Here is a 12,535-nt window from a genome sequence, read left to right as displayed (position 1 = left end):
CCGTAGGGGTCGGCGGTGAAGCGTTCGGCGGTGAGGTCGGGGCGGTTGTGGTAGCCGCGGGCGAGGACGATGCCGGCGACATACAGCTCTCCGGTGACGCCGGGTGGGACGGGGCGCAGGCGGTTGTCGAGGACGTAGGCGCGGGTGTTCCAGAACGGGCGGCCGATGGGTACGGGACCCGGACCCGTCACATCGCTGGGCTCGATCCGGAAGTCCGTGCAGTTGACGGTGGCTTCGGTCGGTCCGTAGGCGTTGATCACGGTGACGTCCGGGTGCGCGGCGCGCCAGGTAGCCAGGGCTTCGCCGAGGAGTGCTTCACCGCCGGTGATGAGCGTGCCCGAGGGGGATATGTGGTCGGGGAGGGCTTCCAGCATGCCCAGGTGGGAGGGGGTGACCTTCATGAAGGTCGGCTGGCCGGAGGCGGCTGCGTGTTCGTCGAGGTCGGTCAGGATGACGCGTCCGCCGCTGACGAGGGGGGTGTAGAGGGCGGTGACGGTGAGGTCGAAGGCGACGGAGGAGTGCAGCAGGGCGGTGCCGGAGGCGTCGGGGTAGACCTCGCGGGCTCGTTCGAGGTAGGCGCCGACGGAGGCGTGCTCGACCACGACACCCTTCGGCCGGCCCGTCGAGCCGGACGTGTAGATGACGTACACGGGGTCGTGGGGATGGACGCTGACACCCTCGAAGGGGCCGTCGGCCTCCTGTTCCAGCATCGCCACGTCGTCGATGACGAGGGCGGGTGAGGCGTCGGAGAGGATGTGCGCGACGCGCTCGGCGGGGTACTCGGGGTCGACGGGAACGTAGGCGGCGCCGGCCTTGGTGACGGCGAGGAGGGCCACGATCAGTTCGACCGAACGCGGCAGCTTCACCGCGACGAACGAGCCCCGGCCCACGCCTTGGGTGCGCAGCCATCCGGCGACCTGCCCCGACCAGGCGTCCAGCTCCCGGTAGGTCAGCGACCGGTCACCGCACTCCACGGCGACGGCATCCGGCGACCGCCCCGCCTGCTCGGTGAACAGCTCCGGCAACGACACCCCACGCACCGCGCGTGAGGCCCCCTGCCAGCCGGACAGCACCCGCTCCCGCTCGGCCTCCTCCAGCACCTCCACCTCGGAAACCCGGGAGCCGTTCCCACTGGCCACGGCCCACTCCAGCACCTTCACCATTCGCTGCACCAGCGTTTCGGCGGTCGGCCGGTCGAAGACGTCGGTGCTGTACTGGAGGGCGCCGCGCAGACCGCCCGGCGTGCCGGTCGTGCTGTGGGACTCGGCGAAGGAGAAGCCCAGGTCGAACTTGACCCGATGGGTCTCCACGGGTTCGTGGTGCACGGTCAGGCCGGGGAGCTTGGCGATCTCGTCGAGAGCCTCCACCGGACCGGCGTTGTTGAGGTTCAGCATCGTCTGGAAGAGGGGGTGCCGGGACAGCGAGCGTTCCGGGTTGACGGCCTCGACCAGCCGCTCGAACGGCATGTCCTGGTGGGCGTAGGCGGCGAGGTCGGCCGTCCGCACCCGCTCCAGCAGCTCCGCGAAGGTGGGGTCCCCGGAGACGTCGGTGCGCAGCACCAGCGTGTTCACGAAGAAGCCGACCAGATCGTCCAGCGCGTCGTCGGTGCGGCCGGCGATCGGGGTGCCCAGGGGGATGTCCGTGCCCGCACCCAGCCGGGACAGCAGCGTGGCCAGGCTCGCCTGGAGCACCATGAACAGGCTGGTGCGGCTGTCACGGGCCACGCGGGTCAGACGGTCGTGGAGTTCCGGCGGGAGCTCGAAGGTGACGACGTCACCGCGATGGGAGGCCACGGCCGGCCTGGGGCGGTCGAAGGGCAGGGGCAGTTCCTGGGGAAGGCCCGCCAGCGTCTTCTCCCAGTAGTCGAGTTGCCGGCCGGCCTCGCTGTCCGGGTCGTCCTCGGAGCCGAGGACGACCTGCTGCCAGATGCTGTAGTCGGCGTACTGGACCGGCAGCGGCGCCCACTCCGGGGCGGCACCCCGCACCCGGGCCGCGTACGCCGCCGTCAGGTCGCGGGCCAGCGGGGCCCGGGACCAGGCGTCGGTCGCCACGTGGTGGGTGAGCAGCAGCAGGACGTGCTCGTCGCCGCCGACCTCGAACAGGGTGGCCCGAAGGGGCGGTTCGGAGGCCAGGTCGAAGGCGTGGCCCGCGGCCTCGGAGAGATCGGCGGCCAGCCGGGTGGCGTCGCTGGACACGACGGCGAGGGACGGGCGCGCCTCGTCCAGCACGACCTGATGGGGTCCCTCGGCGTCCTCGGCGAGGACCGTGCGGAGGGTTTCGTGCCGTGCGGTCAGGTCGGCGAGGGCGTTCTCCAGCGCCGCACGGTCGAGGGTCCCGGACAGGCGGAGGGCGACGGGGGAGTTGTAGGCGGCGCTGGGGCCCTCGAAGCGGTGCAGGAACCACAGCCGGCGCTGGGCGTGGGACAGGGGCAGCCGCTCGGGGCGCGGGAGCACGGCGGTGACCGGCGTGCGTGCGGCGCCGTTTCCGGTGTCGAGGGCTCCGGACAGGCCGGCGACGGTGGGGGTCTCGAAGAGCTGCCGGATGGCCATCTCGGCACCGAGTGCCGAGCGGATGCGGCTGACGAGTTTGGTGGCGAGCAGGGAGTGGCCGCCCAGGGCGAAGAAGTCGTCGTCGATGGTGACCGAGCCGACGCCCAGCACCTCGGCGAAGAGGGTGCAGAGAATGTCCTCGCGGGGGGAGCGCGGGGCCCGTCCGCCACCCGCCTGCGGCCCGTAGTCGGGGGCGGGCAGGGCGCGGCGGTCCAGCTTGCCGTTCGGGGTGAGCGGGAAGGTGTCCAGGACCACGAAGGCGGACGGCACCATGTAGTCGGGGAGCCGGTCGGTGGCCAGGGCGCGCAGGGCGTCGGCTGACACGGAGGCGCCCGCGGTCGCCGCGTAGGCGACGAGTCGCTTGTCGCCGGGCTGGTCCTCGCGGAGCAGGACGGCGGCCTGGGTGACGCCGTCGTGACCGGCGAGGACGGCCTCGATCTCCCCCAGTTCGATGCGGTAGCCGCGGAGTTTGACCTGGCCGTCGCCGCGGCCCACGAACTCCAGCCGGCCGTCGTGGTTCCAGCGCAGCACGTCGCCGGTCCGGTACATGCGGGAGCCGGGCGGACCGTAGGGGTTGGCGACGAACCGCTCGGAGGTGAGGGCCGCGCGCCGCCAGTAGCCGCGGGCGAGTCCCGTGCCGGCGATGTAGGCCTCGCCGGGGACGCCGGGCGGGACGGGCCGCAGCCCGCTGTCGAGGACGTACACCTGGGTGTTCCAGAAGGGCCGGCCCACGGGGACCGGTCCGGCGGGTGCGGGCGCCCCCGCGGGGATGCGGTACTGGACGCTGTTGACGGTGGCCTCGGTGGCTCCGTACACGTTGAGGACGTCGGCGTCGGGGCGGCGAGCCCGCCAGCGGTCGGCGACCTCGCCGAGCAGGAGTTCACCGCCCAGCATGATCAGCTCGCTGGGGGACGCCTCGGCGGGCAGGGCCTCCAGCAGGGCGAGCACACTGGGGGTGCCCTTGAGGAAGGTGGCCCCGGGGCCCTCGGCGGCCCGCTCGTCGAGGTCGGCGACGCGCACCAGGCCGCCGGAGACGAGGGTCGTGTACAGGGCGGTGACGGTGAGGTCGAAGCTGATCGGCGAGTGCAGCAGCGAGGTGCCCGTCATCGCCGGGTAGGCGTCGCGGGCCCACTGGAGATAGGCGCCGAGCGAGCGGTGCTCGATGACGACGCCCTTGGGCCGTCCGGTGGAGCCCGAGGTGTAGATCACGTACGCGGGCAGGCCGGGCGGTATCGGCACGGCGGGCGCGGTGGCGGGACGGGCGGCGAGATCCTCGGTGTGGGCCGGGTCGTCCAGGAGGAGGCGCGGCGCCCCCGAGTCGGGGATGCCGGCGGCGAGTTCGCGGGTGGTGAGCAGCAGTGCGGGCTCGGTGTCCTCCAGCATGAACGCGATGCGCTCCGCCGGGTAGTCGGGGTCCACGGGCAGGTAGGCCGCGCCCGTCTTGAGGACGGCGAGCAGGGCGACGACGGTGTCGCAGTTCCGCGGCAGCGCGATCGCGACGAACCGCTCGGGTGCCGCGCCGTGCTCGGTCAGCAGGTGGGCCAGGCGGCTGGAGCGGGCGTCGAGTTCGGCGTACGTCAGCGTGCGGCCGGCACTCGTGACGGCCGGGGCCTGCGGGGTGCGGTCCGCCTGGGCGCGGAACAGGCCGAGGACCGTGGCGTCCGGGACGTCGTGTGCGGTGTCGTTCCACTCCCGCAGCACGCTGTCGCGTTCCCGGTCGGTGAGCAGGTCGAGGCGTCCGACGGGCTGCTCCGGGTCGGCGACGAGGGCGCGCAGGACACGGACGAAGCGGTCCAGGATCTGCTGGGCGGTGGCCGCGTCGAAGAGATCGGGACGATGGTTGAGCCGGAACGTCATGCTGTCGCGGGCGGCCGCGATCAGCAGCAGCGGGTAGTGGGTGGCCTCCCGGTTCTTGCCGGGGGCCAGGCTGATGGCGGCGCCGATGCCGGTGCCCGCGGTGCCGGAACGGTTGACGGGATAGTTCTGGAACACCATGGAGGTGTCGAAGAGTTCGCCGTGCCCCACGGTGCGCTGGATGTCCGCCAGACCGAGGTGCTGGTGCGGGGTCAGTGCGGCCTGTTCGCGCTGGACACGGGCGACGAGCCCGGCGAGCGGTTCGGCGGCCCGCAGCCGCACCCGTGAGGGCAGCGTGTTGATGAACAGGCCCACCATGCGTTCGACGCCGTCGATCTCCGGCGGACGTCCGGAGACGGTGGTGCCGAACACGATGTCGTCCCGCCCCAGGTGCTTGCTGAGGGCGATCGCCCAGGCGCTCTGCACCACGGTGCTGAGCGTGAGACCCCGGCCGCGTGCCAGCTCGGTGAGCGCCGCGGTCTCCTCCCGGGGCAGCTCGGCCCGGACCTCGGCCCCGGCGACCGCGGCACGGTCGGCGCCGGGTGCCACGAGAGTGGGTTCCACGAGGTCGGCGAACGTGTCGCGCCAGGCGTCGCGGGCGGCGTCCCGGTCCTGGCCCTCCAGCCACGTGAGGTAGTCGCGGTAGGGACGCACCCTGGGCAGCGCGCTGTCGTCGCCCGCGGCGTCGTAGAGCGCGAACAGGTCACCCATGAGGACGGGCAGCGACCAGCCGTCGAGCAGGAGGTGGTGGTTGGTCAGGACGAGGCGGTGCCGGTCGGCACCGAGCCGCAGCAGGGTGAAGCGCAGCAGCGGCGGCCGCGTCACGTCGAAGCGGGTGGCGCGTTCGGCGGCGATCAGGCCGGCGGCGGCCTCGGTGCGTTCGGCCTCGGGCAGAGCGCTCAGGTCGCGCTCGGTCCACGGCAGCGGCACCTCCCGCATGACCAGCTGCGCCCAGTCGCCGCTCTTGCGCTGCCGGAAGGCGACCCGCAGGTTGGCGTGCCGGGCCAGCAGCTTCTCGGCGGCGGTGCGCAGGGCCGCGGTGTCCAGCGCGCCGTCGATGTCGAACGACATCTGCACGACATAGGGGTCGAGCTCGCCCTCGTCGTAGACGCTGTGGAAGAGCAGGCCCTCCTGGAGCGGGGCCAGCGGCAGGATGTCCTCGATCTTCCGCGCTGTGCGACTCACTTGCTGGCCTCTTCTTCCTTCTCGAAATCGTGCGGTTCGTCGTCGAAGTCGTCGAACAGGTCGTCCAGTTCCTCCTCGAACGCCTCGATCTCGTCCTGGCCGATGGAGGACAGGGAGACGTCGGAGGGGGTGAGACCGCCCGCGTGGGGGTTCTCGGCGTGCGTGACCAGGGCGCGCAGCGCCTGGAACCACAGTTCGGCCAGCTCGCGCACCTCGTCCTCGTCGAGGATCCCCTCGGCCCAGGTCCAGAACGCGACCAGCTCGGAGCCCTCCGGGCCGTCCTCGGTACGGGAGTTGAGCTCCAGCGGGTGGGCGAGCGGCAGCTGCGGAGGGTCGCCGGCGACGGCGTCGACGCCGGTGACCGGAGTCCAGTCGGCGGCCCGGTCGCCGTCGGCGGCGGTGAACCGGCCGAGGTAGTTGAACGCCACGTGGGGAGCGGCGAGGCCGTCGAAGCCGGCCGCGGTGGCCGGGTTGAGATGACGGACCAGGCCGTAGCCCATGCCCTTGTCGGGGACGGACCTGAGCTGCTCCTTGATCCGCTTCGCGGCGGAGCCCGCCGCCGACCCGCCCGCGAAGGCACGGACGAGGTCCACACCGCCCGTGTCGAGGCGTACCGGGTACAGGTTGGTGAACCAGCCGACCGTACGGGACAGGTCGGCGCCCTCCACGAGGTGCTCCTCGCGGCCGTGCCCCTCCAGGTCGAGCAGCAGCTCCGGCCCGCCGTGCCGCCAGCGCGCCCAGGCGAGGGCGAACGCGGTGAGCAGCACGTCGTTCACCTCCGCGTGGAAGGCGGCGGGAACGCGGGTCAGGACGGCTTCCGTGACCTCGGCCGGCAGGGTCATGGTCAGCCGGCCGGCTGTGGCCTGGCGATCCCTCGCCGGATCCAGCGGCCGGCGGCCCGGTGGGGGCCCGGCGGACCGCAGGACCTCCTGCCACCAGGCCGCGTCGGCGACCCAGGCGGACTTGCCGGCCTCCTCGGTGAGCCGCTGCGACCAGCGGCGCAGCGAGGTGCCCACCGGTTGCAGGGTGGGCTGCCGCCCCGCGGAGACCGCCTCGTACGCCTCGGCGAGGTCCGGGATGAGGATGCGCCAGGAGACCCCGTCGACGACCAGGTGGTGGATGATCAGCAGCAGCATCCCGGCGCTGTCCCGCCCACGGTCGAACCACACGGCCTGCACGAGCCGGCCCTCGCCCAGGTGCAGCCGGTCACGGGCGGCCGCGCCCGCCTCCCGGACGAGGGCGTGGAGGCCGGCACCGTCGGCGCCGGAGGCGTCCACCCGCCGGACCAGGGCGCCGGCGTCGACGCTTCCCGGCTCCCGGACCTCCAGCCGCCGCCCCGGAGCCGGCGTGAGACGGGCGCGCAGTGCGTCGTGGTGGTCCAGCAGTGCCTGTACGGCTTCGGTGAGCGCGTCGGCGTCCAGGTCGGCCGGTACGCGCAGCACGGCGGACATGTTGAACGCGTCCAGGTCGTCGGTGCGCGCGAGCAGCCACCGCTTGATCGGTGTCAGGGGTACGTCGCCGATGCCGGCGCCGGGTTCCTCCGTGACGGTGGTGTCGGTCTCGGTGACGATCTCGGCGAGGGCCGCCACGGTCCGGTGCTCGAAGACGTCGCGTACGGACAGTTCGAGTCCGGCCCGTCGGGCGCGGCTGACCAGCTGGATCGACATGATGCTGTCGCCGCCGAGGTCGAAGAACCCGTCGTCGACGCCCACCTCGGCGAGACCCAGGACGTCCGCGATCAGCCCGCACAGCACCTTCTCCCGCTCGGTGCGCGGTCCCGCGGCCACCACGTCGGTGCCGGGGGCGGGCAGCGCCCGCCGGTCGAGCTTGCCGTTGGCGGTGAGCGGCAGCTCGTCGAGCGGGACGACGAAGGACGGGACCATGTAGTGCGGCAGCTGCTGCTCGAGGTGGGCACGCAGCGTGCGGCCCAGCGCCGGGTCGGCGTCCTGGCCCTCCGGCACCACGTACGCCACGAGCCGGGTCGGGCCGGCGGACTCCTCGCGGGTGACCACGACCGCCGTCTCGACGCCCGGGTGGTCGGCGAGCACGGCCTCGACCTCGCCCGGCTCCACACGGAAGCCGCCGATCTTGACCTGGTGGTCGGCGCGGCCCAGGAACTCCAGCTCGCCGCAGTGGTTCCACCGCACGACGTCGCCGGTGCGGTAGAGACGCGCGCCGGGCCGCCCGAACGGTGAGGCGACGAACCGTTCCGCCGTACGGTCGGGGCGGCCGAGGTAGCCGCGGGCCAGCTGAGCGCCTCCGATGTAGAGCTCACCGCGCACGCCCGGCGGCACCGGCCGCAGCCCGGCGTCGAGGACGTACACCGAGGCGTTCCACAGCGGCTGCCCGATGGAGGCGGCGGTGGGCCACTCGTCGATGTCCCCGGGGAGGGTCGCGGTGGTGGCCGCGTGGGTCTCGGCCGGGCCGTAGATGTTGTGGGCCATCCGCCGCCAGCCGCTCGCGCAGAACTCCCTCAGCTCGTGACTGAGCCGGAACTGCTCCCCGCCCTGGAAGAGGTCGGTGAGGGAGTCGAGCCGTTCACCGGTGTCGGCGGCCGCCGCCAGCACCGCGTCGATCACGAGGGTCGGCGCGAACAGTTCGTTGACGCTGTACCTGGCGATCCACTGGGCCAGTTCGTAGGCGTCGCGGCGGACGTGCTCCTCCGGGATCACCAGCGTCTTGCCGACGACCAGCGCCTGCAGGATCTCCTGCACCGCGAAGTCGAACGAGACGGCGAGGAACTGGGCCGTGCGGGTGCCGACACCGCCGCAGTACGTACCGGTGTGCCAGGCGAGCAGGTTGACGAGCGAACTCATCGGCATCACCACACCCTTGGGCTTGCCGGTGGAGCCCGAGGTGTACACGACGTAGGCGGGGTGCCGGAGATCCAGCGGGCGGACCCGGTCCGCGTCGGTCAGGTCGGCGTCCGCCGTCGCGGCGAGTTCCCGGACCGTCTCCGGGGCGTCGAGAACGACATCGAGGGTGATCGCGTCGCCCAGGAGGGGCCGGGTGGCCACGTCGGTGACGACGACACGCGGGCCGCAGTCGGTGAGTACCGCGCGGAGCCGCCGCTCGGGGGCCGAGACGTCGAGAGTGAGGTAGGCGGCACCCGCCTTGAGGGCGGCCACCAGGGCCACCACCAGGTCGGCCGACCGGGGGAGGGCGATCGCGACGACGTCCTCGGCGCCCACTCCCGAGGCGGCCAGCAGACGCGCCAGGCGGTTCGCGCGGGCGTTCAGCTCGGCGTAGGAGAGGGTGACGTCCTCACCGAGCACCGCGGTCGCCCGGGGTTCGGCCGCGACCTGCCGCTCGAAGAGCGTCGGCACCGGCAACGGGGGCACGTCGTGAGCGGTGCGGTTCCACTCGTCCACCACACGGCCGCGTTCGGCGGGCGACATCACCTCCAGCCGGCCGATGGGCCGCTCCGGGTCGGCGACGGCTCCCTCCAGGACGCGCAGCAGCCGCTCCGCGAACTCCTGCGCGGTGCTGCGGTCGAAAAGATCGGAGTTGTACTCGACGGCCCCGCCCAGACCCTCGGGCTCGCCGTGCGGGCCGTGGCGCTCGTCGAAGAAGAACGCCAGGTCGAACTTGGCGCGTCCGGTCTCCGGCGCGTGCACGTCCACCGTGAGGCCGGGCAGCCGCAGGATCTCCAGCGCCTCCTGGTTGTTGTCGAAGCCGAGCAGCACCTGGAAGAGCGGGTGACGGGCCAGCGAGCGGACGGGGCTGAGCACTTCCACCAGCCGCTCGAAGGGCACGTCCTGGTGACCGTAGGCACCGAGGTTGGTCTCCCTGACCCGGCCGACCAGCTCGGCGAACGTCGGATCGCCCGAGGTGTCCGTGCGCAGTACCAGGGTGTTCACGAAGAACCCGACGAGGTCCTCGACGGCCGCGTCGGTGCGGCCCGCCACGGGACTGCCGATCGGGATGTCGGTGCCCGCGCCCAGCCGGGTGAGCAGGGTGGCCAGGGCGGCCTGCGTCACCATGAACAGGCTGGTGCCCGTCTCCCTGGCGAACGCGGCCAGCCGTGCGTGCAGGCCGGCGGACACCTCGAAGGGCACCCGGCCGCCGCGGTGCGACTGCCGTGCCGGGCGGGGCCGGTCCACCGGCAGCTCCAGCTCCTCCGGAAGGTCCGCCAGCGCGGTCTTCCAGTGGGCCAGCTGCCGGGAGATCTCGCTGCCCGGGTCGTCCTCGGAACCGAGCACCTCCCGCTGCCACAGCGTGTAGTCGGCGTACTGAACGGGAAGCGGCGTCCACGCCGGGACGTCCCCGCGAGCGCGGGCGGTGTAGGCGAGCGACAGGTCGCGGGCGAGGGGGCCCATCGACCAGCCGTCTCCGGCGATGTGGTGGACCACCAGGACCAGGACCCGCTCCCCGTCGTGCGCGGAGAACAGCCAGGCCCGGACGGGAAGCTCGGACGCGAGGTCGAAGGGGTGGGACGCCGCGGTACGTATCCTGCCCGGCAACTCGCCGGGCGCCACGTCGACCTCGGTCAGTTCCGGCGTCGCGTGGCCGGCGGGCAGGACGATCTGCCGCGCGCCGTCGGAGTCCTCGGCGAACAGGGTCCGCAGCGACTCGTGCCGGGCGACGACGTCGGTGAGCGCCAGGCGCAGCGCGGCCCGGTCGAGCGCGCCCTTCAAGCCCAGCGCCACCGGGATGTTGTACGTGGCGCTCGGCCCCTCCAGGTGGTTGAGGAACCACAGCCGCTGCTGGGCGTACGACAGCGGGATCCGGGCGGGGCGCGTCACGGCGGTGACCGGCCGGCGGGCACCCGACGCCTCGTCGAGCGCCTCGACGACGCCGGCGACCGTCGGATTCTCGAAGAGCCGGCGGATGGACAGCTCCACACCGAGCACCGCGCGGATCCGGCTGAGCAGTCGTACCGCCGACAGGGAATGTCCGCCGCGGTCGAAGAAGTCGTCGTCGATGCCCACGGAGGCGACGCCGAGCAGCTCGGCGAAGACGGTGCACAGGATCTGCTCCCGCGGACTGCGCGGACCCCGGGAACGTGCGGGCCACACGTCCGCCGAGCCGGCGGGTGTCCGCCCGGGCACCTCGACGATGCGCAGCTCACCGTCGGCCGACCAGCGCGCCGACGTGCCGGTGCGGTACATCCAGCCCGCGCGGCCGAACGGACACGGCAGCCACCGCTCCTGCTCCTCGGCGTCACCGGCCGGACCGGAGCCCGAGACATACAGCTGTCCCGCGACCCCGGGCGGCACCGGGGCCAGGGAGTCGTCGAGGACGTACGCGCGAGCGTCGTCCGCCGTCCGTGGCAGGGACGAGCCGGACAGCGCGGCCGCCACCGGAGGCCGGGCCGCGTCGCTCCACTCGTCCAGGATCGCCGTGCGCTCGCCCGGGGCGAGAACGTCGACCTCGCCGATCGGGACCTCCGCGTCGCGGGCCGTGGCGGACAGCAGGCGCACGAAGCGGTCGGCCACCGAGCGGGCGGTGCCGCGGTCGAACAGTTCGGCGGAGAACTCCAGGTCGACGGTGACACCCGCGGGCCGCCCGACGCCGTCGACGTGTTCCGTCAGTTCCCAGTTGAGGTCGAACTTGGTGTCCTCGATGGGGAGCCGCTCCAGCTCCACCGCCAGTCCCGGCAGCCGCGCCTCCTCGGCGACCGTGGCACGCGGGTCGGTGTTGTGCAGGGTCAGGCACACCTGGAACAGGGGGTGCCGGGTGAGCGAGCGTTCCGGGTTGACGGCCTCCACCAGCCGCTCGAACGGCAGGTCCTGGTGCTGGTAGGCCTCCAGGCTCCGCGCCCTCACGCGCTCCACGAGTTCGGCGAACGTCGGGTCGCCCGAGGTGTCGGTGCGCAGCACCAGCGTGTTGGCGAAGAACCCGACCAGCTCCTCGACGGCCGCGTCGGTGCGGCCCGCGATCGGCGATCCGAGGGGGATGTCGGTGCCCGCGCCGAGCCGGGTCAGCAGGGCGGCGAGCCCCGCCTGGAACACCATGAACAGACTGGAGCGCGTCGTCCGCGCCAACTCGTGCAGCCGCCCGTGGAGTTCGGCCGGAATCCGCAGGGACACCTGGCCGCCGTGCTGTGTGACCACCTCACTGCGGGGGCGGTCGTAGGGGAGTTCGAGCTGGTCGGGGAGTCCGGTGAGGGTGTGGGTCCAGTAGTCGAGTTGGCGGGAGATCTCGCTGGTGGGGTCGTCCTCGGTGCCGAGGATGTCGCGTTGCCAGAGGCTGTAGTCGGCGTACTGGACCGGCAGCGGCGCCCACTCCGGCGTCGCCCCCCGCACGCGGGCCGCGTAGGCGGCGGCCAGGTCACGAGCCAGCGGACGCATCGACGAACCGTCACCGGCGATGTGGTGCAGCAGCAGCAGGAGTACGTACTCGTCGTCGGCGACCTCGAACAGGGTGGCCCGCAGGGGCGGTTCCGCGGCCAGGTCGAAGGGGTACCGTGCCGCGTCCGCCAGCCGGGCCCCGAGCCGCTCCTCGTCCACCGCGACGACGTCGAACGCCAGGGCCACCTCGTAGGGTTCCAGGATCACCTGGGTGAAGCCGCCCTCGTCCTCGGCGAAGACGGTCCGCAGGCTCTCGTGCCGGGCCACGACGTCGGCCAGGGCCTGTCGCAGGGCCTCCCGGTCCAGGGCTCCGGTGAGCCGCAACGCGCCGGGTGCGTTGTAGGCGGTACTGCCGTCCTCCAGCAGGCTGAGGAACCGCAGCCGCTGCTGGGCGTAGGAGACGGGGATCCGTCCAGGCCTCGGTCCGGCCGTGACCCCGGGACGCCGTACGGCAGCACGGGCCGACTCCTGGTCGAGCGTGGCGCTGATACCGGCCACGGTGGGTGTCTCGAACAGTTGCCGGATGGGCAGTTCGGCCCCGATGGTCGTGCGGATGCGGCTGATGAGTGTGGTGCCGAGGAGGGAGTGGCCGCCGAGGTGGAAGAAGTCGTCGTCGATGGTGACGGTGTCGGTGCCGAGTACTTCGGCGAAGAG

At 72.9% G+C, this 12,535-nt stretch carries 2 protein-coding genes; both read right to left on the bottom strand.

Annotation, left to right across the window (positions count from 1 at the left end; translation table 11 throughout):
• Positions 1-5,588 (bottom strand): non-ribosomal peptide synthetase (locus tag BZZ08_RS36995; RefSeq protein ID WP_133169262.1); only part of this gene is annotated, 5,588 nt, incomplete at its 3' end.
• Positions 5,585-12,535: non-ribosomal peptide synthetase (locus tag BZZ08_RS36990; RefSeq protein WP_133169261.1), on the bottom strand; the 6,951-nt coding region annotated here is incomplete at its 5' end. The genes BZZ08_RS36995 and BZZ08_RS36990, both read right to left, overlap by 4 nt.

This window comes from Streptomyces sp. MH60, assembly GCF_002939385.1.
Taxonomy (GTDB): domain Bacteria; phylum Actinomycetota; class Actinomycetes; order Streptomycetales; family Streptomycetaceae; genus Streptomyces.
This window is presented reverse-complemented; position numbering and strand designations above follow the sequence as displayed.